Source organism: Gymnodinialimonas phycosphaerae (assembly GCF_019195455.1).
GTDB classification, from domain to species: Bacteria; Pseudomonadota; Alphaproteobacteria; order Rhodobacterales; family Rhodobacteraceae; genus Gymnodinialimonas; species Gymnodinialimonas phycosphaerae.
Genome location: NZ_JAIMBW010000001.1, coordinates 3651917 through 3676982, shown reverse-complemented (window position 1 = coordinate 3676982; position 25066 = coordinate 3651917). Strand labels below are relative to the sequence as shown.

The window sequence follows — 25066 nt, the reverse complement described above, 5'->3', positions numbered from 1 at the left end:
ATGAAAACCCAAATGACTCGCGACTACCTCGCCACCGCCCGCACCCTCTCCGAGGCTCTGCCCTACCTGCAACGTTTCAACGACGCCGTCGTTGTGGTGAAATTCGGCGGCAATGCCATGGGCGACGACGCCGAGATGGCCTCCTTCGCCCGCGACATGGTTCTGTTGCGGCAAGTGGGCGTGAATCCCGTTGTCGTGCATGGCGGGGGCCCAATGATCAACGAGATGCTCGCCAAACTGGGCATTGAAAGCTCTTTCAAGAACGGCAAGCGCGTCACGGACGCCGCCACGGTCGAAGTGGTGGAGATGGTCCTTTCGGGCCGCGTCAACAAGCGCATCGTGCAGGCCATCAACGCCGAGGGCGGCAAGGCCGTCGGCCTTTCGGGCAAGGATGCCAACCTGATCACTTGCGTGCCCGCCGACCCCGAATTGGGCTTCGTGGGGGAGCCGTCAAAGATCGACCCCAGCGTGATCAACAACCTTTTCGAGGATGACATGATCCCGGTCATCGCGCCGCTGGGACAGGGCAAGAACGGAGAGACCTACAATATCAACGGGGATACCGCCGCGGGCGCTATCGCGGCGGCCTTGAAGGCCGACCGCCTGCTGCTGCTCACCAATGTTTCCGGCGTGAAAAACGCGAACGGCGATGTCGTGACCGAGCTGACGACCGCTGATATCGATGCAATGACCGCTGACGGCACCATCGGCGGCGGCATGATCCCCAAGACCGAGACCGCCGTCGCCGCCGTTCGTGCGGGCGTCCGCGCCTGCACCATCGTCGATGGGCGTGTCGCCAACGCCGTGCTGTTGGAACTCTTTACCGAACACGGCGCTGGCTCGATGATCAGGGCGTGACCCATGGATTATGAAACGATCACCGCACATGCCGCGCCCCATCGGTTGGGGATCGTGGGGGCGTTCCACCCCGATGCCAAGGACTCCGTCCCGGAAGGGACCGGCACCCTGGTCCTGCTGGCACCTAAGGATCCGGACTTCTGGACTTTTTTCCAGACCCAGCCCGAGGCGTATGATGACCTCCCCGACCCTCTCGACCGCTGGTCAACCCGCGCCGTCTCGGACATCGCAGGGCGGCTGGATGCCCTGCCGCTCTTTCCCTTTGGCGGCCCTCCATGGCACCCGTTCATCGCGTGGGCGCGAAAATCCGGCAGCATCCATGCAAGTCCCGTGTCGCTGTTGGTGCACAACGACCAAGGCCTGATGATCTCGTTCCGCGGCGCACTGGCCTTGAAGGAAACGATTTCCCTCACGCCACCCCGCCTTTCGCCCTGCCTTCTCTGTGCGGCCCCGTGCGAGGATGCCTGCCCCGTCAATGCGCTGTCAGAAGACGGCTACGACACCGCCGCCTGCCACGCCTTCCTTGATACCCCCGCCGGCGCCGACTGCATGCAGAACGGCTGCAAGGCCCGCCGCGCCTGCCCCGTCAGCCAGGACTTTGGCCGCAACCCGGTACAATCGGCCTACCACATGGCGCAATTCCACAGATGAGCCGCATCGTCATCCTCATCCGTCATTGTAAATCAGACTGGGACGGCAGTACCGACGACCATGATCGCCCCCTCAGCGCGCGTGGGAACCGCGCCGCGCCGCGCATCGGCGCGTTCCTGTCGCAGCACGGGCTGGTGCCGGACGTGGCCCTGTGCTCGGACGCCATGCGCACCCGCCAGACATGGGCCGCTGTCGCCGCTCACCTGCCCGGCGCACCCCCGCCTAACCTGAGTGCCGCGCTCTACCTGGCCGAGCCTGAGGTGATGCTGAAAGCCCTCCAGGCCACCACCGCACCGACCGTGGCGATGATCGCCCACAACCCCGGCACAGCGGCCTTGGCCTGGGCGCTGACCCAGACGCCCCCCGCGGACAGCCGCTTCGCCACCTACCCCACCGGCGCCACCACAGTTCTGCAGTTCGACGGCGCGATCGCGCCCGGTGCAGGCCACCTGCTTCACTTCATCGTTCCGCGCGACCTTGATGATCCGGCCTAACCTCGCCCCGCTTTGCTCCATGAAAATGCAAAAGAAAAACCGCCCGCATCAAACGACACGGGCGGCGATCATGCTGTAGACCGGGCCTTGGCCCACGTTCTGTTCAGTGCCCGAGGATCTGGCTCAGGAACAGCTGCGTGCGCTCGGACTGCGGGTTCGTGAAGAACTCTTCCGGCTCATTCTGCTCCACGATCTGTCCGGCATCCATGAAGATCACGCGGTTGGCCACCTGCCGCGCAAAACCCATCTCGTGGGTGACGCAAATCATCGTCATGCCCTCTTCGGCCAGTTGGATCATCGTATCCAGAACCTCTTTGATCATCTCGGGGTCCAGCGCCGAGGTTGGCTCGTCAAACAGCATGATGCGCGGCTTCATGCACAACGACCGCGCAATCGCCACACGCTGCTGCTGACCGCCCGACAACTGGCCGGGGTACTTGTCGGCCTGCTCGGGGATCTTCACCTTCTCAAGGAAGTGCATCGCCGTCTCTTCGGCCTCGCGCTTGGGCGTCTTGCGCACCCAGATCGGGGCCAGCGTGCAGTTCTCCAGGATCGTCAGATGCGGGAACAGGTTGAAGTGCTGGAACACCATCCCCACCTCGGACCGGATCCGGTCGATGTTCTTCAGGTCATTGGACAGCAGCGTGCCATCCACGGTGATAGAGCCCTGCTGGTGTTCTTCCAGCGCGTTGATGCAGCGGATCAGTGTCGACTTGCCCGAGCCCGAGGGGCCGCAGACCACGATCCGCTCGCCCCGGTTCACCGTCAGATTGATGTCCTTGAGCACGTGGAACGTTCCGTACCACTTGTTCATCCCGTCAATCTCAATCGCCACCTCATCCGAGACGGCCATTTTCGACCGATCGATTTCGCGTTGTTCGGCAGTGTTAGCCATGGGTTTTCTCCTCAGCGTTGGCCCGATTAACGGTGGCCGGTAGCGAGCTTGCGCTCAAGATATTGCGAATACTGGGACATGCCGTAGCAAAAGACGAAGAAACACGCCCCGATGAAGATGAAGATCTCCCAGTAGACCCCGTTCCAGTCGGTGTCCGCCCGGATCGAGTTCGAGAACCCGATGGGATCCAGCAGGCCAATGAAGACCACCAGGACAGTGTCCTTGAACAGGCCGATGAACGTGGAGACGATGCCGGGGATCGATATCTTCAGCGCCTGCGGCAGAACGATCAGGCGCATCGACTGGGCGTAGTTCAGCCCCAGGCTGTCCGCGCCTTCGTACTGCCCCCGTGGCAAAGCCGCGAGGCCGCCCCGGATCACCTCGGCCATGTAGGCCGACGCGAACAAGGTCACCATGATCACCACCCGCAGAACCAGGTCAAAGGTCGTGCCCGGCGGCAGGAAGTAGTTCAGCAACAAGGACGCCGTGATCAGCCAGACGATCAGGGGCACGCCCCGGATGACCTCGATGAAGGCGACCGAGACCATCTTCAGCAGGATCAGGTCCGATTGCCGTCCAAGGGCCAGCAATATGCCCAGGGGGAAGGACAGAACGATACCCGACACACCCAGGATCAGCGCCAGAAGAAAGCCCCCGATTTCCCGGCTTTGAACGGGCGGCAGACCCACGCGGCCAAGGACCGCGTAGATCGAGTCCATCCGCTCTTCCGCCGAGCGCAAGGCATCCTCCGCCGCGGCCAGGGCCACTTCGTCCCCCGCCGCATTGGCCACGTTTTCCCGCAACTCGGGCAAGGCCTCGATCAAGGCAGGCAACGTCTGATAGCTTTCCAACAGACGGATACCGTCGTTGAGTTCGGCCGTCACGACGGTAAGGGCCCGTGCTGCGGATGACTGCTGGTTGCGCAGGTCGGTCAATGTGCGCTGATACGCCAACAGTTCATCTTGCAAGGCGGACACATCGCTGACGCCTTCCATGATCCGGGACACGACGGCATCACGGTCGGCAACGATTTCGGCTACTTGCGCGTCGATGCTTTCGACCAGTGCTTCAGCCGTGGCCACCTCTTCGGGCAGGATGGCAAGGTTCGCCTCCAAATCGGCGACAGCGGCGTCATACCGTGGAGCGCCAACTGCGGCGTTGAGCCGGGAGTTGATGGCATCGATGGCAAACATCCACCATAGGACCGTCGCCAGGATCGCAAGACCCACAGCCAAGCCCGCGAAGACAACCCCAGAGGCAATGCGATAGACAAGGTAGCCCACGACGAAGCTGGCCACGACCAGGATCGGCACCCAGATCGATCCGCCCCAGATCAGCCAGACAGCGATGAATGGATAAAGGATCGAGAAGATCATCAGCTGACGCGGCACCCAGTCAGAGAACAGGATCGGCGCAAGCGCGACAGCCATCAGCACGAAGGTCAGGACCGGGCGCCAATAGTATTCCTGCGGATAGAAACCGAAGACCAATTGGCTCCAACGGTCTTCGATCACGGCCCAACAAGCGCCGGAATGGCTATCGCCGCCGAAAGCGCCCAGAACGGTCCGGCATTCCGCGAGAGAGCCCGCGTTCCATACGCCGCCAAGCATCCACGGCACGATACCGTTCAGGACATACGCGATGAAAAGGACCGAAAGGATGGTCATGATGCTGTTCGGGATAGAGGAGAACAAGTTCTCCCGAATCCACCTTACGGCGCCAGCTTGCGCGATGGGCGCAGGCTGTTCTGTCAGCATCTCTGTGCGCACAAAGGGCTGAGTTGGAGTTGCGGTTTCGGAATGGACTTCACTCATTTCACCGCTCCTGCAATTTGACAGAGTTGTTGTAGAGGTTCATGACCGCCGAGATCAGCAACGACAGGGCCAGGTAGAAGAGGCCCATCAACAAGATGCCCTCCAATTCTCGGCCCGTCTGATTGATCGTGATCCCCCCAAGGGTTGCGCGGACATCCATATAGCCCACGGCAATCGCCAATGAAGAGTTCTTGGTCAGGTTCAGATACTGCGAGATCAGCGGCGGGATGATCACCCGCAAGGCCTGCGGCAGGATGACAAGGTTCATCGTCCGGTTGGGACGCAATCCCAGCGCGAAGGCCGCCTCGGTCTGGCCTCTGGACACCGACAGGATACCAGCGCGCACGATCTCGGCGATGAAGGCGCCGGTATAAAGCGACAGGGCAAACCACAGGGCGATCAGCGAGTTGCGCAACTGCACCCCGCCTTCAAAGTTGAAACCGGCCAGTTGCGGGCGTTCGAACTGCAAGGGGCGGCCGCGGTCAACCGTATCGGTCAGGGCCGCCATTTCGACCCCCTCGACGGTACCGGGGAAGCTGGCGGCAACGGTTGGCGAGACAGCGGCAAGAATACAATCGCCGGACTGAACGGCTTCCAGCAACTCGGCCTCTGTCGACACGCGCACGATGTTGGCCCGCTGACCAATCTCGCGCAGCGCACTGGACAGGTTCACACCGGCTGTCGACGGCAGCGCGCAGATCGAGGGGTTGCCGTTGGCTTCCACATAGCTTTCCAGCGTCATGCCCTGCTCGGCCCCTACGGCCAACAGCGGATACTGATCGCGAGAAATGGCAGCCGAATATGCGAAGTAGACAACCAACACCGGGACGAAAAACAGACCCAATGAGACCCAGAAGACCGGCAGGATGGCGCCCGTCGCCTCTTGGCGCTTGCGGGCAAAGCGGCGGAAGGCCCAGATACCTGCCAGCGATACAATAAACACACTGACAAGCAGAAACGCACCGTCGCCCCAGACCGGCGCTGGAATGAAGATGCCGCGGTTGGTGATTGCCACGGACTCGCCAAGCAGCATCGACGCTTCGGGGTCCGCGCCGCGGAAGTCTCTTGGGGACGGTGTGCTTTCGGTCATGACCGCAAAGATCACGATGATCCACAAAAGCAGGGGAATGTTGCGGAAGCCCTCGACGTAGACGGACATCAGCCGCGACACGATCCAGTTTTTCGACAGGCGCAGAACGCCTGCGATCACGCCAAGGATGGTGGCGACGATACAGCCAAGGAAGGCGACCAACAGGGTGTTGAGAATCCCGACAAGCGCGGCGCGCCCATGGGTGGATTCGTTGGAATATTCGATCAGGCGTTGGTTGATGTCATAGCCCGCGCGGCTGCCCAGGAACCCGAAGTCGAAGTCCTTTCCAAGCGCGCTGAGGTTGATGACCACATTTCGCGCCAGAAAGACGAACGCTGCCACGATCAGTATGAACGCAATCACCTGGATCGTGATGGAGCGGTAGCGCGTGTCATACAGCAGCTGGCTGATATGAAACGACTCGCGCGGCGGATCTGAAAGCGTCGCCATATATGTCCCCTGTCGGAAGGATTTGCGCGATCCCTATGAGGCGGCCCAGTTTTGTCGGGTCCTGCCAAAAACGGTCGAGAAGTGCGCAGAATTAGGTGGATATGGAAAGGGCGCGAACTTCCGTTCGCGCCCCCCAAAGTCAGGATTTAGCGGAAGGGCGGTGCATAGAGCAGGCCGCCGTCGGTCCACTGAGCGTTCAGGCCACGGGCCAGACCGATCGGAGTGGATTCGCCGATGTTGCCTTCGAAGATCTCACCGTAGTTACCGCCAGCCGCGATCGCGTTGGCTGCCCAGTCGGCGTCGAGGCCAAGCATGGCACCCAGTTCACCTTCCGTGCCCAGCAGGCGACGGATCTCGGGGTTCTCGGTGGTGTTACCGATTTCGCCGACGTTGGCAGAGGTCACGCCCAGCTCTTCAGCTGCGATCAGCGCGTTCAGCGTCCAGCGGACGATGTCGCCCCACTCGTTGTCGCCGTGACGGACCAGCGGGCCGAGCGGCTCTTTGGACACGATCTCGGGCAGCACGACGTGTGCAGAGGGATCTTCAAACGTGGCGCGCGTTGCGGCCAGACCGGAGGCATCCGTCGTGTAAACGTCGCAGGCACCGGCAAGGTACTGCTGCTGTGCTTCTGCGTTGGTCTCGATCGGCACGGGCTCGTAGCTCATGTTGTTCGAGGCGAAGAAGTCGGCCAGGTTCAGTTCGGTCGTGGTGCCGGTCTGGATGCAGACAGTTGCGCCATCCAGCTCGAGCGCGCTTGAGACGCCAAGTTCACGGGGGACCATGAAGCCCTGACCGTCGTAGTAGTTGATGCCGACGAATTCGAACGACAGGTCAACATCGCGCGAGAAGGTCCAGGTGGTGTTACGTGCCAGCATGTCGATCTCGCCGGAAGCCAGCGCGGTGAAGCGGGTCTGGCCGGTCGTCGGAACGAATTCAACCGCGTTGGCGTCGCCCAGAACGGCGGCGGCGACTGCGCGGCAGACGCCGACGTCAAAGCCTTGCCATTCGCCGTTGGCATCGGGTGCCGCGAAACCGGTCAGACCGGTCGTCACACCACAGTTCAGCGTGCCGCGCTCTTGCACTTCGGCCAGAGTCTGTGCGGACGCGAAGCCAGCAACCAAGCTGGCTGCGGCGACTGTGCCGAAAAATACGGATTTGTTCATGTTTACCTCTTCCTGTGGAACCGCCCGCCAGGAGCATCTTTACGTGTCCTGCCAAGCATTGGCATATGCCACGAGAGCCTGTTGAACCCTCGTATGCGACAAATTGGGCAAATCCTGTGCATAAGGTCAAGGGCAAGACGCCGGGAAAACGGGCCTGAAACGGTTCGTTCTTGCCTATGCGTTCAGCGATTGCCGCGGAATTGCGCAACATAGGCGGGGGTTAGTCGCACAAGCAGTCATTTGTCGAAGCACAGACTCCAAAAATGCTCGGCATGCAACAATTGTGCCTCTTTGATCGCGGCGGCCTCTTCGGCTTCCTCGTCCGCGCCCCATTGCTCGATCTGCCACGCCTCATCGATTCGGCTCAAACGCCAAGCGTCCTTGGCCGAAATGCGTCCCTTCGCGACCGCAAGCCCCAGCACCAAAGACCCCGTAAGCGTGACCAGATCATGCATCGCCGTCATCGGAAACGGCGCGATCTGTTGCAGGGCCCGGTCCATTGCCGCCATGGCGGCGGCAGGCTGGCTGATCCACATCACGCCCACGCGCGGCTCCAGGCGGGCATCCAGTGCCTCGGCGGCCCAATCCAACATCGGATCCCAAGCCTCCGCATGACGTTGCGTTAACTCTGGCGGACCTTCGGCGCGGTAGCACAAAAGATCGGTATCGCCGTAGCCCAACAGCATCTCGGCCACCTCGGCCAGTTGCGGTGTCACCCGCTCGATCGCGGAATTCGCGGACCGTGTGTGGGGCATCGTCAGGGGTTGGATCTCATCCTCCTGCGCGTTCCATTCCGCCGCCACGGCCTCGGCCAAGGCACGGGTCGGCAGCACCAAAGGTGCCTTGCCGGGCGTGTTCACACCGCGCCCGTCCAGCAGCACGCGAAAGCCGCCGTCTGCCTCCGCTACCGTGGCCTCTTTCCAGAACCGTTTCGCTTTCCACTCGGTCATGGGACCTCCCACAGGGTTGCAAGAGCGGCGGGCATTTCCGTGAACGCGCCAAGGATCTGCACCGCGCCCGCATCGGTCAGCGCGTCATTTGCGTGATAGCCCCAACTCACGCCAAGCCCGCGCACCCCGGCACCGCGCGCCATTTCCATGTCATAGCTGGTGTCGCCGACCATCACGGCATCTCTTGCATCAACGCCCGTCTCGGCCAGGCAGGTCTTCACCATCGAGGGATGCGGTTTGGAGGGGTGGTGATCGGCCACCTGAAGGGTCTGGAACAGACGCTCCCACCCATTCACCTCGATCAGATGATCCAGACCCCGCCGGGATTTCCCCGTCGCGACGCCCAACACCACGTCATCGCGCGCCGCCAGATCGGCAAGCACCTCGGCCGCCCCGGGGTAGAGCGGCGAATGCGCCTGACCCGTCTTGCGCAGGTCCATGAAGGTGTCCTTGTACGCTTGCGTCAGGCTGTCCCGCTTGTCGGCATGATCCGGCACAAGACGCACGAAGGCTTCGGGCAGGGACAGGCCGACAATAGACAGCACCGCCTCACGCCCCGGGGCCGGCAGGTCGTGGGCCTTGAAGGCCCCATCCATCGACGCGAGGATATGGCCTTGGCTATCCACCAGCGTGCCATCAACATCGAAAATCACCAGTTTCAGGGTCAAAACGCATCATCCTCGAACGGGTCGGCGGGCGCATCGCGGGGGTCCCACCCAAGCGTCTCCCAGGTCTTCGCCATATGCGACGACAGGGGGGCCACCAGATTGATCTGAGCCCCCGTCATCGGGTGCCGGAAGTTGAGCGAGCGGGCGTGTAGATGCAACTTGCGACTGATGTCGCCGCCCAACTGCGCCCCCCAGCCATCGCCAAGGTTTTCTTGCCCGCTACCGCCATACTTCCCGTCGCCAATGATCGGATGCCCGATCTCGGCCATATGTGCGCGCAACTGGTGCGTCCGACCGGTGATCGGCACAAGCGCGCACCAGCTGACCCGCCCCGCGAGGTTCGAAAGGACTGCGTAATCCGTCTCAGCCCTCTTGGCACCTTCCACATGGGGAATGTCCGCGACCGGAACAGCGCGCATCTTCTCGTTCTCGCCGCCCCGCCCATGGCCCGGCGCCTTCACGAGGCCCAGCTTGATCGTCCCCATCCGTGGCAGGGGTGAGCCCGCAACAGCGGCCCAATAGATCTTCCGGGTAGAGCGCAGCCGGAATGCGTCAGTCAGCGCCTTTGCCCCCATGCGCGTGCGCGCCAACAACAGAACACCCGAAGTGTCCTTGTCCAGTCGGTGCACAAGACGCGGTTTATCCTCGAACCCGAACTTCAGGGCCTCGGCCAAGCCATCCACATGGCGCGCCTGCCCGGTGCCCCCTTGGGTCGGCAATCCGGCAGGTTTGTTGATCGCGATGATATGGTCATCACGATAGATGACGGCCTTTCGGATCATCTCGGCATCGGCATCGCTGATCCGCGCGTCGCGGTTCACCCAGCTTGCGGGGTCTGCCTTGGGGTCGGCCGTGTCAGGCAACGGCGGCACACGAACCATCTGGCCGACCTCCAGCCGCGTGTTGGACTTCACCCGTCCGCCATCGACGCGGATTTCACCCTTGCGGCACATCTTCTCGATCCGGCCCTGGGGCACATGGGGGAAGAGGCGGCGGAACCAGCGGTCAAGCCGTTGATCGCCATCGTCCGGCCCCACTTCCAACGTTTGAACACCACTCATGCGAATACCCCGCGCGCAAGCCAGAGGCCCGCCATCAATCCAGCGATGGACAAGCCCACCGAAAGCGCCACGTATAGCGCCGCTTGCCCCACGTCGCCCCGTTCATACAGCGTCACGGTTTCCAGCGAAAACGCCGAGAACGTCGTGAAGCCACCCAGCAGCCCCGTCATCACCAGCGGCGACAAATGCGTCAGGCCCCGGTGCGCGGCCGCAACAACGAAAACGCCCATCAGGAACGAACCCACGACATTGACCGTCAGGATCGGCAAGGGAAACGCGCCATGGCCGAACACACGGATCATCCCGATACCGGTGAGGTATCGCAGCACGGCGCCGAGGGCGCCACCAAGGGCAACTTGCAGGACAGCAATCATAGGGCGGGGGATGCGCGCGGGCGGCGCGATTGTCAACTTGGCGCTTGCGCGCGGCCCCCTCCTCGGCCCCGCGCCTTTCCAAGGCGCAAGCCCTCCTCGCAGCATTCAGCGCTTGCGCTTCTCTCGCAAGTTCTCAAACCACTCGACCCGCTTCTTCAGATCCCGCTCAAACCCGCGCTCTTTGGGTTCATAGAACTTCGGGCGGGACATCGTTTCGGGAAAGTAATTCGCCCCGGAAAACCCGTCTTCGCTGTCGTGGTCGTACTCATACCCTTTGCCGTAGCCCTGATCCTTCATCATCGAGGTCGGCGCGTTCAGGATGTTCTTCGGTGGCATCGCAGAGCCGGTGGATTTCGCACTCGCCCGCGCGGCCTGGTAGGCCACGTAGGAGGCGTTCGATTTCGGGGCCAGCGCAAGGTAAGTGACGGCCTGGCTCAGCGCCAACTCGCCCTCCGGCGAGCCGAGGCGCTCGTAGATTTCCCACGCCTCAAGGCAGAACCGTTGCGCTTGCGGGTCGGCAAGGCCGATGTCCTCCACCGCCATCCGGGTGATGCGACGTGCCAGATAGCGGGGGTCTTCGCCGCCCTCCAGCATGCGCGCAAACCAGTAAAGCGCCGCATCCGGGTCAGACCCGCGCACCGATTTGTGCAGCGCCGAGATCAGGTTGTAATGGGCCTCGCCCGACTTGTCGTATTGCGCCGCGCGCCGTTGCAGGCGGGCGCCCAAGTGCTCAACGGTCAACTGCTTGTCGACCTTCCAGGCCGCCACCTGCTCGGCCAGATTCAGCATCGCCCGCCCGTCACCATCGGCCATGTCCCGCAACGCTTGACGCGCCTCGGGGCGGAGCGGCATGGGATGATGCAGCTCCAATTCCGCGTGGGCCAGGATCTGCTCCAGCGCGACGTCGTCCAGTCGCTCCAGCACCATCACCTGGCTGCGCGACATGACGGCCGCATTCAGCTCGAACGAAGGGTTTTCCGTCGTTGCGCCCACCAGAAGGATCGTTCCGTCCTCCATGTGGGGCAGGAAGCCGTCCTGCTGCGCCTTGTTGAAACGGTGGATCTCGTCCACGAACAAAAGCGTCCCCTGGCCGTTGGCATGGCGGATCTTGGCCGTCTCGAACACCTTTCGCAGGTCCGGCATGCCAGTGAAGATGGCACTGATCTGGACAAATGCCAGATCCGTCTCGTCCGCCAGAAGCCGGGCGATGGTGGTCTTGCCGACACCGGGCGGCCCCCAAAAGATCAGCGACGTCAGGGCGCCACTGTCCAGCATGACCCGAAGCGCGCCTTCGGGACCCAGCAGATGCTCTTGCCCGACGACATCATCCAGCGATTGCGGCCGCAGACGGTCCGCGAGGGGACGCGGACCGCGTGGGGTTTCAGAGGCGCTTGCGCCAGTGTCGAACAAATCGGCCATAGGGCCGAGATACCGTTAATGCATCTTCGACGCCATGGTCACGAAGTAGCAACGGTGCGCGACGCCACCGATCTTCATGATCGGGCCGCCTGCCTCCATATCGATACCCAAACGGCGACCAAGGCGCGGGATGCCGATGGGCAAAAGGCCCAGAAGCGTCGTCGCGCCAAGCTCGCGGGCAGAGCGGACCATGTGCCCCATCAGCGACAGCTGCACCTCGCGGCGAATGTCCGTTTCAACGCCTTCGGCCACGAACAGGCGGTTGGCATCCCAGATATGCGGCGCAATCGGGGCATCCTCGTCCAGCAGATTGGCCGGGATCGCGTCCAGCAGCCCGCGCTGTGCATCGCGCACCATGTAGCTGTAAATGCCACACGACGCCGTCGTCGGCGTCAAGCGCACACCGGCCAATACCCGTCCACCATCGTGGACACAGACCCACCGGCTTTGGGCGGTATCGTACTGATCGAACTCCATGTCCCCTTCGGACGGGATCTCCCAGCCCATCTCCTCGATGAACGTACGATGACGCGCCTTCAGCATGTTGGTGAAAAGCGGTCCGTGGGAGTGGAAATTCTCGAAAGAGAGGGTCGTCATTTGCATGTAGGCCTCCTGTAAGGTGAGTCGTGAAAATCGACGCACCGCCAAGGTGGCACTCATGCGGGCGCTGCGGCCCTTCCCCTCAAATCAATCCGTATTCCTTGGCCCTCTGCACGGCTTCTGCCGTGGTTCGGGCCATCAGTTTTTGACGAGCAGACGTCAAACGCGCCTTGAAGGCACTTTCGGATATGCCGAGCTTCGCGGCAGCAGCAGCATGGCGGTCCCCCTCCGCGATGCACTTAAGAGCGTCGGCTTGCGCTTTGGACAAGCGGGCCGGCGGTTCCGACAGATCGTGCATGCGGTGCACGATCCGGTAGACATGCTCCATCTCATCGTCACCAAACTCGCGGTCTGCGCGGCTGGCCCCTGCGATGGTGCGTGAAGACATCGGTCCGATGGATGCAATCATCCCGTACTTGAGCCCGTAATCGGCTGATTCCTGCAAAATCCCGAAAGGATCCGGCAGCCCGATCTGGCTCCAACGTCGGGTTCCCGTGTGGCTTAACCCCCAGGCAAGCGTCGGGTCCCGCAGACCGTAGAGTTTGGACGTGTATACCTCCTGCCAGACATCTGGATATGTGTTCACCATGATCAATGGCGAGACGTAACGAATGTGGAGACCAACGGCGAAACCGGCTGGTGCCGCCAACGAAAGCTCGTGCAGCAGCAAGTCGAGAACCGGCGCTTTTGTCATAGACCCCACCAAATAGACATGTCGAATTAGATAGGTTGCCACAAAGGGGGTCAAGATTGATTATCAACCCGTTAGCAAACAGGTGAGACTGATGGATAAAAGGATCGACCCTGATCTTTTTGCGCGTCTCATGAGGCTTTCTCCTGACGCGCGCACCGATATTCTGGAATACCTCGGCCAGACGCCTTTGGCGTCGGAAGAAATCTTGCGCCTGTCCGAGTTCGTGCCCGCCAACACGTCTGCCCCCGCGCCAAAGTCCTGACAGCCCCTGGGACATCCAACGAAAAAGGCCCCGCGCACATGCGAAGGGCCTTTCGATATTCTGTTGCGTGAGGTGCGCGGATTATTCCGCGTCGGCTTCGGCCTCAAGGCGTGCGCGGTCTGCGGCGCCCTTGGCGTCGACGTCGCGGTCGACGAATTCGATGATCGCCATCGGCGCCATGTCACCATAGCGGAAACCCGCCTTCATGATGCGCACATAGCCGCCCTGACGCTCGGCATAGCGAGGCCCGAGCACATCGAACAGCTTGGCGACGTCCTTGTCCTGCTTCAGTTGCGAGGCCGCTTGACGACGCGCGTGCAGGTCGCCACGTTTGGCGAGCGTGATCATCTTCTCGATGATCGGACGCAGTTCCTTGGCTTTGGGCAGGGTCGTCTTGATCTGCTCGTGCTCGATGATCGAGCCGCACATGTTCGAGAACATCGCTTTGCGGTGTTCGTGGGTCCGGTTCAGGCGGCGGTATCCGCGGGCGTGACGCATGTCATTTCTCCAAATAGAAGCCCTCTACGGGCGATTTTGCTTTGTCTGGGGACCCATGCGTTTGCGGGACCCTCTCCTTGGGTAAAGCTGAGCATGCGCTCAGCGAAACCGTTCTGTTCCCCGGCAAGATCCGGGCACTTGTGCGGGCAGAGGTCACCCCCCGCCCACAAATTCATCAAAAGTTGTCTTCGTACTTCTTGGCCAGTTCCTCGATGTTGTCGGGCGGCCAATCGACGATATCCATGCCAAGGTGCAGGCCCATGCCGGACAGCACTTCCTTGATCTCGTTCAAGGACTTGCGGCCGAAGTTCGGCGTGCGCAGCATCTCTGCCTCGGTCTTCTGGATCAGATCACCGATGTAGACGATGTTGTCGTTCTTAAGGCAGTTCGCGGACCGGACGGACAGCTCCAGCTCATCAACCTTCTTCAGCAGAAGCGGGTTGAATTCCAGATCGTCTTCGTCGTCCTGACGGGTAGCAGACTCGGGCTCATCGAAGTTCACGAAGATCGACAGCTGGTCCTGGATGATCCGCGCGGCGTAAGCCACGGCATCGTCCGGCGTAAGGGACCCGTCGGTTTCCAGCTTCAGCGTCAGCTTGTCATAGTCCAGCACCTGGCCCTCACGGGTGGGCTGCACGTCATAGGACACCTTCTTGACCGGCGAATAGATCGCGTCGATCGGCATCAAGCCAATCGGTGCGTCTTCCGGGCGGTTCTTGTCGGCAGCGACGTAGCCTTTGCCGGTGTTGACCGTCAGCTCGATGTACAGATCGGCGCCATCGTCGAGGTGGCAGATCACATGATCCTTGTTCAGGACCTCGATGCCTGCGGACTCAGAGATGTCACCCGCCGTCACGACCCGGGGGCCCTTGGCAGAGATGGAAACGCGCTTGGGGCCTTCGGCCTCCATGCGGATCGCCACACCTTTGAGGTTCAGCACGATGTCGGTGACATCTTCACGCACGCCAGCAACGCTGGAAAACTCGTGCAGCACGCCGTCGATTTGCACCGATGTGATGGCCGCGCCTTGCAGCGAGGACATCAGAACACGCCGCAGCGCGTTACCAAGCGTCAGACCAAAGCCCCGCTCCAACGGCTCGGCCACAACGGTAGCCTTGCGCGCAGGATCATTGCCCGGCTGGACGACCAGCTGGGTGGGTTTGATCAGCTCTTGCCAATTTTTATGGATCATACGTCCCTCCATTCTTGTGTCGGGGGGATCCGTCCCGGACACGCTCGAGGTTCAAAATGACGTCACCCCACGCCGTTTGGAACGACGCAGGGAGAAGTAGAGAAATCTGCTTAGACGCGGCGGCGCTTGGGCGGACGGCAGCCGTTGTGCGCCATAGGCGTCACGTCACGGATGGAAGAAATCTGGAAACCCAGGGCCGCCAGGGCGCGCAAGGCGCTTTCACGACCCGAACCGGGACCCTGAACCTCGACATCCAGCGTGCGGACGCCGTGGTCCTGAGCCTTCTTGCCTGCATCCTCTGCCGCCATCTGGGCGGCGAAGGGTGTGGATTTCCTGCTGCCCTTGAAGCCCATCGTGCCGGCGGACGACCACGAAATGGCGTTCCCCTGCACGTCGGAAATCAGGATCTTGGTGTTGTTGAACGAAGAGTTCACATGAGCAACGCCAGCGGCGATGTTCTTGGAGACTTTCTTCTTTGCGGGGCGACGATCGCGAGCCATGCTATCAGCCCTCCCTTATTTCTTCTTGCCGGCAATGGCCTTCGCGGGGCCTTTGCGCGTGCGAGCGTTGGTGTGGGTACGCTGGCCGCGAACGGGCAGGTTGCGACGGTGACGCAGGCCGCGGTAGCAACCCAGGTCCATCAGACGCTTGATGTTCATCTGCGTTTCACGACGCAGGTCACCCTCGACGGCATAGTTGGCGTCGATGTGCTCGCGGATGGCGAGGACTTCGGCGTCAGACAGCTCGTTCACGCGGCGCGTGACGTCGATACCGACAGCTTCGCAGATCGCAGCAGCAGAGGTGTGGCCAATTCCGGTGACATAGGTCAGCGCGATCGGAACGCGCTTGGCGGTGGGGATGTTGACCCCGGCAATACGTGCCATGTGTGGCATATCCTTTTCGTTGCGAGCCCGTCATGCCAGGCCCTTTTTTCACAACGTAAGCCCGGGCATTTCGCGCCGGGCTTGCGAGGTAATCATTCGGGATCAAATGCGCACCTGATTCCCGTCAAGGTGCGGGATTTATGCCCCATTGATCGAAAGGTCAATAGGCTGCGTCCGGCGCGCGAATTACGCGTCCAGAACGCCCGCAATGCTGGCGGCAACCTCGTCGATCTCACCCAGGCCGGGGACCCAGCTCAACTGCCCTTTGGCATGGTAGTAACCGATCAGCGGCGAGGTCTTTTTGTAGTATTCCATCAGCCGGATCTTCAGGCTTTCCTCATTGTCGTCGGCGCGCACGGGTTGCCCTGCGGCTTCCGCCTCTTTGGCGCGGTTGACGATCCGGCCAACCAGCGCCTCGTCGTTCACTTCCATCGCAATGACATGATCAAGCGTCTGGCCCACCTCGGCCAGCAGGTCCGCCAGTGCATCGGCCTGCGCCAAGGTCCGGGGAAAACCGTCGAAGATGAAACCCGAACCGCCCTTTTCCAACTGCTCACGGATCAGGCCGATGACGATCTCGTCGGTCACAAGCTCTCCGCGATCCATGACGCCGGCCACGAGATTTCCCATCTCAGTCCCGCTGGTACGGGCAGCGCGCAGCATGTCGCCGGTGGAAAGTTGCACCATACCGCGTTTCTCAACGAGGATAGCAGCTTGGGTGCCTTTGCCCGCTCCGGGCGGTCCAAGTAGAATGATGTTCATCGGCGCGCGGGTCCCTTCCGTGGTTTCTTCGATCCACCCTTGCGACCGCGCAGCTGGGACTTTTCCAACAGGCCTTCGTACTGGTGAGCCAGCAAATGAGACTGGATTTGTTGCACCGTGTCCATCCCCACCGACACAATGATCAGGATCGAGGTGCCGCCGAAGTAGGCGGTGATCGACAGGTTGGTGCGCACGATCTCGGGCATCATGCAGACAAGCGCCAGGTAACCGGCGCCCAGAACCAGGATGCGCCGCACCACGTATTCCAGGTATTCCGCCGTCCGCGCACCGGGGCGAATGCCCGGAATGAACCCGTTCTGGTTCTTCAGGTTGTCGGCCACATCCTCGGTCTTGAACGACACGTTGAGGGTGTAGAAGTAGGTGAAGAAGATGATCATCGAAGCGAAGAACACCAGGTAGAGCGGCTGGCCGGGACCAAAGTTCGCCAGGATCCAGCTTAGCACCGGGCCATTGCCCTCTGTCCCGCCGAAGGTGGTCAGCGTCGTGGGCAGCAACAGCAGCGACGAGGCGAAGATCGCCGGGATCACGCCCGCCGGGTTCACCTTGATCGGCAGGTGGCTGGAGCCGCCATCATAGACCTTCATGCCGACTTGGCGGCGCGGGTACTGAATGTGGATTTTCCTCAGCGATCGCTCCATGAAGACCACGAAGAACAGCGTCGCGATCAGCATCAGGATCACACCCAGAATGGCAGGTGTGCTCAGCGCGCCGGACCGGCCCGTCTCGAAGAACTGCGCCAGGGCGGCCGGGATCTCGGCGATGATGCCGACGAAAATGATCAGGGAGATACCGTTACCAATGCCCCGGTTGGTGATCTGCTCACCCAACCACATCAGGAACATGGTGCCGCCGACCAGCGTGATCACGCAGGCGGCGCGGAAGAACCAGCCCGGATCGGTGGCAAGGCCGCCTGATTCCATGCTGACCGCAAGGCCGTAGGCCTGCGCCGTGGCCAAAGCCACCGTACCATAGCGGGTGTACTGGTTCAGCTTCTTGCGCCCGCTCTCGCCCTCTTTCTTCAGCGCCTCCATCGCCGGCACCATGGCCGACATCAGCTGCACGATGATCGAGGCCGAGATATAGGGCATGATACCCAGCGCAAAGACACCCATGCGCGACAGCGCGCCGCCGGTGAACATGTTCAGCACGCCGCCAAGGCCTGCCGCCGCGCTTTCGAAGAAGGCGCGCAGCTCGACCGGGTCGATGCCGGGCACAGGAATATAGGTGCCGATGCGATAAATGATCAGAAGGCCCAGAGTGAACCAGATGCGCTGTTTAAGCTCGGTTGCCTTACCGAACGATTTCCAGCTCATGTTGGCGGCCATTTGCTCCGCTGCTGACGACATGCTGTTCCACCCAATATGCGCATAGCCGTAAGGCGCCCAATGACGGGTGCCCCAGCGGCGCGAGAAAACCTTAAGAAGTGATGTAGGCGGAGAGGTCCCCGCCCACAACCGTTACGCGGGCCAAAAGCCCGTGATGGGTTACTCAGCCGCAGCCGGGGTTGCGACGTTCAGCGCGCCACCGGCGGCTGCAACGGCGTCAATCGCGGCCTTGGAGGCGCCCGTGACGGTGATGTTCAGCTTGCCCGAAACTTCGCCCTTGGCCAGCACGCGAATGCCATCCAGTTTGCGACGCACCAAACCGGATGCGATCAGCGCGTCCTCGGTGATGTCGGCCTTGCCGTCCAGCTTGCCCGCGTCGATGAACTTTTGGATCAGGCCCAGGTTCACAACGGCAAACTTCTTGCGGTTGGGCTTGTTGAAGCCACGCTTCGGCAGACGCTGGTAGAGCGGCATCTGGCCACCCTCGTAGGCGTTGATCGCCACACCCGAACGGGACTTCTGACCCTTGATACCCCGGCCACCCATTTTACCGGTGCCGGAACCCGGACCACGGCCAACGCGCTTGCGGCGTTTGGTTGCGCCTGGATTATCACTGAGTTCATGCAGTTTCATGTCGCTTCTCCTCTGCCGGATGCGGCCCCCAGCGACGGGAGCGGCCGACCACGGCGTTTGCAATACATCTATGGCCCCGATTGAGGCCACCGGGGGCGTATATGCCCGAGTCCCCATTGGCGCAACATCTTTTGCGCAACGCGTCGTGCCCATGGCCGCACGTGGCCAAGTGCCAACGCATCAGCGGGCCGCCCCCGGGCCACCACGGCACGTTCAGCCACCTCTCAGGCGCGGCGCGATAAAGTCCTCCGTCTCCAGCAACTGGGCAATGCTGGCGTGCGGCAAGCGAAGGGCTTCCAACGCCTCACGCTCATCCTTGAACACCTCCACCTGGATACCTTCCGCCAGTTCCGCGAGGATCTGGTACATGCGACCAAGGCCAAACAGCGTGTCCTGCGGCGAGTATATGACAGTATGGGTTTTCACCACGACCGATGGCACCTGTTCGTTCACCCGCCGCAGCATGGACCGCATAAGATTTGGGTCCCCCTCGAATGTCGTAACCAGCGATTGGTCGATCAATTCGCGCCGTCCGGGGCGGTAATTGGCGTCGCCAACGTATCGGGCGAAATTTGCTGTAAACTGGTCGAAGTCGACCGCACCAAACCATCGCGCATAGACAAGGTCGCGGTCCAGACAGGTAGAAAACTCGATCGGCAAGGGCAAAATCCGTCTTTTGAATAACCAAACCATCATAGTGCACCCTGCTGAAATCACGAGAGCCCCGACCCTTTGAGCCCAAGGCTTTTCAGGGCGAGCTTGAATGCGCTGCGGTTTCACCGCGCTCTTCGATGGTGTCGGCCTGCTACGGGATCTTGTTGAACTTGCCGCGCACAGACGGCGTATCCTCCGGCGCGCGGGTCTTGTGCGTCTTGTTCAGGCCCAGGCCGATCAGCCTCTCGCAACATCGGCTCGGCGTCACGTCAGCGCTGCATCGATCCAAACTAGCATAACCGGCGCGACCTTTGAGGACATCTTCTCAGCAATGCGGTGAATGCCCGGCACCCTACGTGCGGCGGGCTGGTCGCGCCCACAGCCTAAGCATCGCCCTCCCTCAAGGCATTACATCGGCCCCATACCGCCGTGTCTTCTGTGGAAGGCCAATAGTCGAGGTCTAGCCGGTCCGCATCGCGCGGGACGGACGACCTGGCCTCGCGGCCAAGAAGTTTTCGGTTGCCAGCAAGTCCGCGAAGCTTTCATGGCCAAGTCCCAGCGAGGCCAATGCGTCGCGTTCCACCCGGAACACATCAATGCGCGCGCCACCGGCGATTTCCATCATCGTTTGAACCATCCGGGTCACACCGAAAACGACATCACCGGGCGCATAGACGGCCGACACACTTTCATCGATGCTATGGTCGCCCGTGCCGGTCTTTTCCCGAACCATCGCCCGCAACAGCCCGTAATCCATATCGATTTCGGTGATACGGGACGCATCCACCAGCCGTGGCCGCCCCGGGCGATAATTCTCATCGTTTCGGACCGCAGCCAGACCGCCCATGACCGTGTCGAAATCAACGACCCCGGTCCATTTCATATAGATGATATCGCGGTCAATGCAGGTTTGAAATTCAACATTCAAAATACGTACTCCTGACGAAATAGGCTAGACGTCGATCGGTAAAACGACCCGTTGCTATACATGTATACCACTGATAGCATCAAAAGGACACAAAAAACCCCGACTTCGCAGCCGGGGTTCCTGTTGTTTTCGAACGATTTACTTTTGTAACGTTGCGTCACTCACGCTCTTCGATGATTTCCACAAGGTGCGGGATCTTGTTGACCATGCCGCGCACAGAGGGGGTATCCTCCAGCTCGCGGGTCTTGTGCATCTTGTTCAGGCCCAGGCCGATCAGCGTCTTGCGCTGGATCTCGGGGCGACGGATCGGGGAACCGATCTGCTTAACGACGATAGTTGCCATGGTTTAGGCCTCCTCGGTATCGGACGCGACGGGGGCATCGTCACGCTTGGGCAGGATGTCGGCGACTTTCTTGCCACGACGCGATGCCACCTGACGGGGGCTCGACTCGTTGCGCAAACCGTCCAGCGTGGCGCGGATCATGTTGTAGGGGTTCTGGGAACCAGTCGACTTCGACACAACGTCCTTCACGCCCAACATCTCGAACACGGCGCGCATCGGGCCACCGGCGATGATGCCCGTACCTTCAGGTGCTGTGCGCATCACGACCTTGCCGGCACCGTGATGGCCTTTGACGTCGTGGTGCAACGTGCGGCCTTCCTTCAGCGGCACACGGATCAGCTGGCGCTTGGCCTGCTCGGTCGCCTTGCGGATCGCCTCGGGGACCTCTTTGGCCTTACCCTTGCCGAAACCCACGCGGCCACGCTGGTCGCCGACAACCACGAGGGCTGCGAAACCAAAGCGCTTACCGCCTTTTACCGTCTTGGACACACGGTTGATCGCGACCAGACGGTCTGCAAATTCCGGCGTTTCTTCTTCGCGGTTGCGGCCGCGGCCGCGTCCCCGGTTCTCACGTTCTGCCATGTGGCAAATCCTTTTATTCACAGACGCATGTCGCGTCGATTATCTCAACCGCAGTGGACCCGAAGGCCCCTCGGTCATCGGTAAACCGGGCCAAGGCCCGGTCTACTCAAGTCTTTAGAACTTCAAGCCACCTTCACGCGCGGCGTCGGCCAAAGCCTTCACACGCCCGTGGAACAGGAAGCCGCCCCGGTCGAAGTAACACTCTTCGACACCGGCCTTCTTCGCCCGCTCAGCAATCGCAACGCCTACCTTGGCCGAAGCCTCGACGTTGTTCTTGCCGACCACACCCAGCGACGGCTCCAGCGAAGAGGCCGAAGCCAAAGTCACGCCATTGAGGTCGTCGATAAGTTGGACAGAGATGTTCTTGTTCGAACGATGAACCGACAGACGCGCGCGTCCGTTGGCCATTTTCCGCATTTTGTTCCGGTTGCGCAGGCGGCGCTTCTGGAACAGCTCTCGTTTGCTTAGTGCCATTGTGCCAGCCCTTACTTCTTCTTGCCTTCCTTACGGAAGATATACTCGCCCTTGTAGCGGATGCCTTTGCCCTTGTAGGGCTCCGGCGCGCGCCATTCGCGAATGTTTGCTGCGACTTGACCAACAAGCTGCTGGTCGGTTCCCTCGATCACGACTTCGGTGTTCTTGGGGCACACAACCGTGACGCCCTCCGGAACGGTGAAGTCGACGTCGTGCGAATATCCCAGCGACAGCTTCAGGACATTGCCCTGCATCTGCGCGCGATAACCCACACCCTGGATCTCAAGCTCTTTCTTGAAACCGTCGGTGACGCCGGTGACGAGGTTCTGCACCATAGTGCGGGACATGCCCCACTGTTGACGCGCGCGCTTGGACTTGCCACGCGGTGTCACAGAGATTGCATTATCCTCGACCGCCAGTGTGACGTCGTCGGTTGCCTTGAAGCTGCGGGTACCCTTGGGGCCCTTCACTTCGATGGTCTGACCTGACACGGAAGCTTCTACGCCTCCGGGCAGCTCGACCGGTTTTTTACCAATACGAGACATTGCCAGATCTCCTTAGAAGATTGTGCAAAGCACTTCGCCGCCAACATTGTTGGAGCGAGCACTTGCATCGGACATAACGCCCTTCGAGGTGGACACGATCGACACACCCAGGCCCTGACGGACCTGCGGGATGTCACCCACGCTCATGTAGACGCGACGGCCGGGTTTCGACACGCGCTTGAGTTCACGAATGACAGGGGTGCCTTCGTAATACTTGAGGCTGATCTCGAAGGCCGGGTGGCCATCTTTACCAGTCGTTGCCTCGTAACCGCGGATGTAGCCTTCGTCCGCCAGCACATCCAGAACGCGGGCGCGCTGCTTGGAGGCCGGGGTCTCGACTGTGGACTTTCCGCGCATCTGGGAGTTCCGGATGCGGGTCAGCATATCACCGATAGGATCATTCATAATCTATCGCTCCCTTACCAGCTCGACTTGACCATGCCGGGGATCTGACCAACAGAGGCCAGATCACGCAGCTTGATCCGCGACATTTTCAGCTTGCGGTAGTACGCCTTCGGGCGACCGGTCAGCTGGCAACGGTTGTGAAGACGGGTGGCCGAGCTATCGCGGGGCAATTTCGCCAGCTTGAGGCGTGCCTTGAAGCGCTCTTCCATCGGCTTCTGTTCATCGGTTGCGATCTCTTTGAGCGCAGCGCGTTTGGTGGCGTATTTTGCCACAAGACGCTGACGCTTAAGCTCGCGTTGGACCATGGAGACTTTTGCCATGTGTTCGTTCCTTTCGCGTCAGGCGTTGAAGGGCATGTTGAAGTGCTTCAGAAGCGACTTCGCCTCGGCGTCGGTATTCGCCGTTGTGACAATGATGATATCCATGCCCCAGTTCACATCGACCTTGTCGAAGTTGATCTCGGGGAACACGATATGCTCCTTCATGCCCATGGCAAAGTTGCCACGACCATCGAAGGACGGCTTCACACCCCGGAAGTCCCGAATACGGGGCATCGCGATTGTGGTCAGACGATCAAGGAAGTCATACATGCGGTCGCCGCGCAGGGTCACTTTCGCGCCCACGGGATGGTCTTCACGCAGACGGAAGCCAGCGATGGACTTCTTGGCCTTCGTGACGACGGCGTGCTGACCTGCGATGGCAGTCAGGTCTTCCTGAGCCGACTTCGCTTTCTTGGTGTCACGCACGGACTCGGCACCGGATCCGATGTTGAGAACGATCTTCTCAAGACGCGGGATCTGCATGTCGTTCTTGTAGCCGAATTCCTCTTTCAGCGCAGCTTTGATCTCTGCGGCGAATTTGGCCTTCAGGCGCGGGGTATAATTGGCTGTGTCCAACATCAGATCACGTCCCCCGTGGTCTTGGCGACGCGCACCTTCTTGCCGTCTTCGATCTTGAAGCCGACACGGGTCGCTTTGCCGTTTGCATCCAGAAGCGCCAGGTTCGACAGTTGGATCGGCATCGGCTGAGGGATGCGACCGCCTTGGTTCGACTGGCTCTGCTTGGTGTGACGGATGGCGATGTTCACGCCTTCCACGATTGCCTTGCCGGCAGAGGGGTTAACCGAGGCGATCTCGCCCTGCTTACCCTTGTCCTTGCCGGCCAGCACGACGACCTTGTCGCCCTTTTTCAACTTGGCAGCCATCTTACAGCACCTCCGGGGCGAGTGAGATGATTTTCATGAAGTTCTTGGCGCGCAGCTCGCGAACAACCGGCCCGAAGATACGGGTGCCCATGGGCTCGTTGTTGTTGTTGAGGATAACGGCGGCGTTGCGGTCGAACCGGATGGCGGTGCCATCTTCGCGACGAACTTCCTTGGCGGTGCGAACAACGACGGCCTTACGGACGTCACCCTTCTTCACACGACCACGCGGAATGGCTTCCTTCACCGAGACGACGATAACGTCACCCACGGAGGCGTACTTACGCTTGGAACCACCCAGAACCTTGATGCACTGAACACGGCGTGCGCCGCTGTTGTCAGCAACATCCAGATTAGTCTGCATCTGGATCATTTGGTTTCTCCCGACGTCCCGGACCGGCTGAGGTGCACATTGGCCCGGGGGTTTCGATTAGTCTTGGAAGCGACAGCCTTAGCCGACGATCACTTCCCAGCGTTTGGATTTGGAAACCGGGGCGCATTCCTGAATGCGGACCTGGTCACCGGTCTTGAAAGTGTTCTGCGGATCGTGAGCCCGGTACTTCTTGGACTTACGGATCGTCTTCTGCATGACCGGGTGCTTAAAGCGGCGCTCCACGGATACGGTCACGGTCTGCTCGTTGGCGTCGCTGGTCACGGTGCCGGTCAGGATGCGTTTGGGCATAAATCAGGCCTCCGCTGCGGCAGCGGCCGCTTTTTCGTTCAGGATGGTCTTGACCCGCGCGGCGTCGCGGCGAACCTGACGCATACGGGCGGTGTTTTCGATTTGGCCGGTGGCCTGTTGGAAGCGCAGGTTGAACGCTTCCTTTTTCAGGGCCGTCAGTTCATCGCGAAGCTGATCCGGCGTCTTGTCACGCAGTTCTTGGGCGCTCATGCGCAGTTCCTTTCAACATCACCAGACGGCCCCGAGCCATAGTCGCAGGGTCACCGTGATTCTGATGGAGTTCGGTGAATGAGTGCGCCGTATAGGACTGACAGCCCGCGTTCGCAAGTAATAACTCGGACCAAGGCGCTCGCGTTGTCCAAGCGCAGGCCCAAGGGGGGCAGGCACCGCGTCTACTGCCCTGCGCCATGCAAGGTAAACGGACTGTTTCCCGACACTCACATTGACCCGCCTCACAGCTCGCGGGAACGCTGATAAATATGGTCTGGGGGGTC

At 61.1% G+C, this 25066-nt stretch carries 35 protein-coding genes and 1 pseudogene; 4 read left to right on the top strand and 32 right to left on the bottom strand.

The features are described 5' to 3' along the window. Genes argB through KUL25_RS18390 form a run of 3 tightly spaced genes read left to right on the top strand, consistent with a single transcriptional unit; the run spans position 1 to position 2003 of the window. Positions 1-858 carry an acetylglutamate kinase gene (gene argB / locus KUL25_RS18400; RefSeq protein WP_257894228.1) on the top strand — a complete coding sequence of 286 codons (858 nt, stop codon included), beginning with the start codon at positions 1-3 and terminating at the stop codon, positions 856-858. A gap of 3 nt (positions 859-861) precedes the next feature. Next, positions 862-1509 carry a ferredoxin gene (locus KUL25_RS18395; RefSeq protein WP_257894227.1) on the top strand — a complete coding sequence of 216 codons (648 nt, stop codon included), beginning with the start codon at positions 862-864 and terminating at the stop codon, positions 1507-1509. After that, complete coding sequence (locus KUL25_RS18390; protein WP_257894226.1) at positions 1506-2003, top strand: SixA phosphatase family protein; 498 nt, start codon at positions 1506-1508, stop codon at positions 2001-2003. The genes KUL25_RS18395 and KUL25_RS18390 overlap by 4 nt, the downstream gene beginning before the upstream one ends. Before the next feature lie 103 nt (positions 2004-2106). Here the strand turns inward: KUL25_RS18390 and KUL25_RS18385 are convergent, their stop codons facing one another. The 11 genes from KUL25_RS18385 to KUL25_RS18335 form a co-directional block, all read right to left on the bottom strand. Continuing rightward, positions 2107-2898 carry an amino acid ABC transporter ATP-binding protein gene (locus KUL25_RS18385; protein ID WP_282563181.1) on the bottom strand — a complete coding sequence of 264 codons (792 nt, stop codon included), beginning with the start codon at positions 2896-2898 and terminating at the stop codon, positions 2107-2109. Between the two features lie 26 nt (positions 2899-2924). Then, positions 2925-4565 carry an amino acid ABC transporter permease gene (locus KUL25_RS18380; protein ID WP_257894225.1) on the bottom strand — a complete coding sequence of 547 codons (1641 nt, stop codon included), beginning with the start codon at positions 4563-4565 and terminating at the stop codon, positions 2925-2927. 148 nt (positions 4566-4713) lie between these two features. Further along, positions 4714-6252 carry an amino acid ABC transporter permease gene (locus KUL25_RS18375; protein WP_257894224.1) on the bottom strand — a complete coding sequence of 513 codons (1539 nt, stop codon included), beginning with the start codon at positions 6250-6252 and terminating at the stop codon, positions 4714-4716. 146 nt (positions 6253-6398) lie between these two features. Continuing rightward, complete coding sequence (locus tag KUL25_RS18370) at positions 6399-7415, bottom strand: amino acid ABC transporter substrate-binding protein (protein WP_257894223.1); 1017 nt, start codon at positions 7413-7415, stop codon at positions 6399-6401. A gap of 236 nt (positions 7416-7651) precedes the next feature. Continuing rightward, positions 7652-8365, bottom strand: a complete 714-nt coding sequence (locus KUL25_RS18365) for an ATP12 family chaperone protein (protein ID WP_257894222.1) — start codon at positions 8363-8365, stop codon at positions 7652-7654. Then, positions 8362-9033 (bottom strand): HAD-IA family hydrolase, encoded by a 672-nt coding sequence (locus KUL25_RS18360; RefSeq protein WP_257894221.1) that lies wholly within the window; start codon positions 9031-9033, stop codon positions 8362-8364. The genes KUL25_RS18365 and KUL25_RS18360 overlap by 4 nt, the downstream gene beginning before the upstream one ends. After that, positions 9030-10094 (bottom strand): RluA family pseudouridine synthase, encoded by a 1065-nt coding sequence (locus tag KUL25_RS18355; RefSeq protein WP_257894220.1) that lies wholly within the window; start codon positions 10092-10094, stop codon positions 9030-9032. Before KUL25_RS18355 ends, KUL25_RS18360 begins: the two co-directional genes overlap by 4 nt. Further along, positions 10091-10468 carry a fluoride efflux transporter CrcB gene (gene crcB, locus KUL25_RS18350; protein WP_257894219.1) on the bottom strand — a complete coding sequence of 126 codons (378 nt, stop codon included), beginning with the start codon at positions 10466-10468 and terminating at the stop codon, positions 10091-10093. Before crcB ends, KUL25_RS18355 begins: the two co-directional genes overlap by 4 nt. 105 nt (positions 10469-10573) lie before the next feature. Further along, positions 10574-11887 carry a replication-associated recombination protein A gene (locus KUL25_RS18345; protein WP_257894218.1) on the bottom strand — a complete coding sequence of 438 codons (1314 nt, stop codon included), beginning with the start codon at positions 11885-11887 and terminating at the stop codon, positions 10574-10576. 15 nt (positions 11888-11902) lie between these two features. Continuing rightward, positions 11903-12484, bottom strand: coding sequence for an acyl-homoserine-lactone synthase (locus KUL25_RS18340; RefSeq protein ID WP_345791006.1), 582 nt, complete (start codon positions 12482-12484; stop codon positions 11903-11905). Positions 12485-12569: 85 nt separating this feature from the next. Beyond that, entirely contained in the window at positions 12570-13181 is a 612-nt protein-coding gene (locus KUL25_RS18335; RefSeq protein ID WP_257894216.1) for a helix-turn-helix transcriptional regulator, read from the bottom strand. A gap of 130 nt (positions 13182-13311) precedes the next feature. Between KUL25_RS18335 and KUL25_RS18330 the strand changes: the two genes are divergently transcribed. Next, on the top strand, positions 13312-13443 hold the full coding sequence (locus KUL25_RS18330; RefSeq protein ID WP_257894215.1) for a hypothetical protein: 132 nt from the start codon (positions 13312-13314) through the stop codon (positions 13441-13443). 81 nt (positions 13444-13524) lie between these two features. Here the strand turns inward: KUL25_RS18330 and rplQ are convergent, their stop codons facing one another. From rplQ to rpmC, 21 genes and pseudogenes are all read right to left on the bottom strand, one after another. Then, complete coding sequence (gene rplQ, locus KUL25_RS18325) at positions 13525-13941, bottom strand: 50S ribosomal protein L17 (protein ID WP_068361121.1); 417 nt, start codon at positions 13939-13941, stop codon at positions 13525-13527. A 175-nt stretch (positions 13942-14116) separates the two neighbouring features. Continuing rightward, complete coding sequence (locus KUL25_RS18320) at positions 14117-15133, bottom strand: DNA-directed RNA polymerase subunit alpha (RefSeq protein WP_068361117.1); 1017 nt, start codon at positions 15131-15133, stop codon at positions 14117-14119. Positions 15134-15243: 110 nt separating this feature from the next. After that, complete coding sequence (gene rpsK / locus KUL25_RS18315) at positions 15244-15633, bottom strand: 30S ribosomal protein S11 (RefSeq protein ID WP_257894214.1); 390 nt, start codon at positions 15631-15633, stop codon at positions 15244-15246. A 15-nt stretch (positions 15634-15648) separates the two neighbouring features. Continuing rightward, positions 15649-16017: a 30S ribosomal protein S13 gene (gene rpsM / locus KUL25_RS18310; RefSeq protein ID WP_011453740.1), complete on the bottom strand. Its 369-nt coding sequence runs from the start codon at positions 16015-16017 to the stop codon at positions 15649-15651. 186 nt (positions 16018-16203) lie between these two features. Further along, positions 16204-16779 (bottom strand): adenylate kinase, encoded by a 576-nt coding sequence (locus KUL25_RS18305; protein ID WP_257894213.1) that lies wholly within the window; start codon positions 16777-16779, stop codon positions 16204-16206. After that, entirely contained in the window at positions 16776-18146 is a 1371-nt protein-coding gene (gene secY, locus KUL25_RS18300) for a preprotein translocase subunit SecY (protein ID WP_257894212.1), read from the bottom strand. The genes KUL25_RS18305 and secY overlap by 4 nt, the downstream gene beginning before the upstream one ends. Before the next feature lie 138 nt (positions 18147-18284). Next, positions 18285-18758, bottom strand: a complete 474-nt coding sequence (rplO, locus tag KUL25_RS18295) for a 50S ribosomal protein L15 (RefSeq protein ID WP_068361109.1) — start codon at positions 18756-18758, stop codon at positions 18285-18287. 213 nt (positions 18759-18971) lie between these two features. Continuing rightward, entirely contained in the window at positions 18972-19418 is a 447-nt protein-coding gene (locus tag KUL25_RS18290; RefSeq protein ID WP_257894211.1) for a hypothetical protein, read from the bottom strand. 145 nt (positions 19419-19563) lie between these two features. After that, positions 19564-19653, bottom strand: a pseudogene (locus tag KUL25_RS18285) (uL30 family ribosomal protein); the annotation flags it as partial. Positions 19654-19872: 219 nt separating this feature from the next. Continuing rightward, a complete protein-coding gene (locus tag KUL25_RS18280) occupies positions 19873-20340 on the bottom strand; it encodes a hypothetical protein (protein ID WP_257894210.1) in 468 nt (155 codons plus the stop codon). 157 nt (positions 20341-20497) lie between these two features. Next, the gene (gene rpmD, locus KUL25_RS18275; protein ID WP_068361103.1) at positions 20498-20683 is read right to left on the bottom strand and encodes a 50S ribosomal protein L30; all 186 of its coding nucleotides are present in this window, start codon (positions 20681-20683) and stop codon (positions 20498-20500) included. Positions 20684-20686: 3 nt separating this feature from the next. Then, complete coding sequence (gene rpsE / locus KUL25_RS18270) at positions 20687-21265, bottom strand: 30S ribosomal protein S5 (protein WP_257894209.1); 579 nt, start codon at positions 21263-21265, stop codon at positions 20687-20689. A 114-nt stretch (positions 21266-21379) separates the two neighbouring features. Further along, positions 21380-21739 (bottom strand): 50S ribosomal protein L18, encoded by a 360-nt coding sequence (gene rplR / locus KUL25_RS18265; RefSeq protein ID WP_068361099.1) that lies wholly within the window; start codon positions 21737-21739, stop codon positions 21380-21382. Between the two features lie 11 nt (positions 21740-21750). Beyond that, complete coding sequence (gene rplF, locus KUL25_RS18260) at positions 21751-22284, bottom strand: 50S ribosomal protein L6 (protein ID WP_257894208.1); 534 nt, start codon at positions 22282-22284, stop codon at positions 21751-21753. 12 nt (positions 22285-22296) lie between these two features. Next, positions 22297-22689 (bottom strand): 30S ribosomal protein S8, encoded by a 393-nt coding sequence (rpsH, locus tag KUL25_RS18255; protein WP_068361094.1) that lies wholly within the window; start codon positions 22687-22689, stop codon positions 22297-22299. Positions 22690-22703: 14 nt separating this feature from the next. Beyond that, on the bottom strand, positions 22704-23009 hold the full coding sequence (gene rpsN / locus KUL25_RS18250) for a 30S ribosomal protein S14 (RefSeq protein ID WP_257894207.1): 306 nt from the start codon (positions 23007-23009) through the stop codon (positions 22704-22706). Between the two features lie 18 nt (positions 23010-23027). Then, the gene (gene rplE / locus KUL25_RS18245) at positions 23028-23588 is read right to left on the bottom strand and encodes a 50S ribosomal protein L5 (RefSeq protein ID WP_068361088.1); all 561 of its coding nucleotides are present in this window, start codon (positions 23586-23588) and stop codon (positions 23028-23030) included. Further along, complete coding sequence (rplX, locus tag KUL25_RS18240; protein ID WP_068361085.1) at positions 23588-23893, bottom strand: 50S ribosomal protein L24; 306 nt, start codon at positions 23891-23893, stop codon at positions 23588-23590. The genes rplE and rplX overlap by 1 nt, the downstream gene beginning before the upstream one ends. Before the next feature lies 1 nt (position 23894). Beyond that, positions 23895-24263, bottom strand: a complete 369-nt coding sequence (rplN, locus tag KUL25_RS18235; protein ID WP_011453726.1) for a 50S ribosomal protein L14 — start codon at positions 24261-24263, stop codon at positions 23895-23897. Positions 24264-24341: 78 nt separating this feature from the next. Next, entirely contained in the window at positions 24342-24572 is a 231-nt protein-coding gene (gene rpsQ / locus KUL25_RS18230; protein WP_068361079.1) for a 30S ribosomal protein S17, read from the bottom strand. 3 nt (positions 24573-24575) lie between these two features. Continuing rightward, the gene (gene rpmC / locus KUL25_RS18225; RefSeq protein ID WP_068361076.1) at positions 24576-24782 is read right to left on the bottom strand and encodes a 50S ribosomal protein L29; all 207 of its coding nucleotides are present in this window, start codon (positions 24780-24782) and stop codon (positions 24576-24578) included. Positions 24783-25066: the final 284 nt, after the last annotated feature.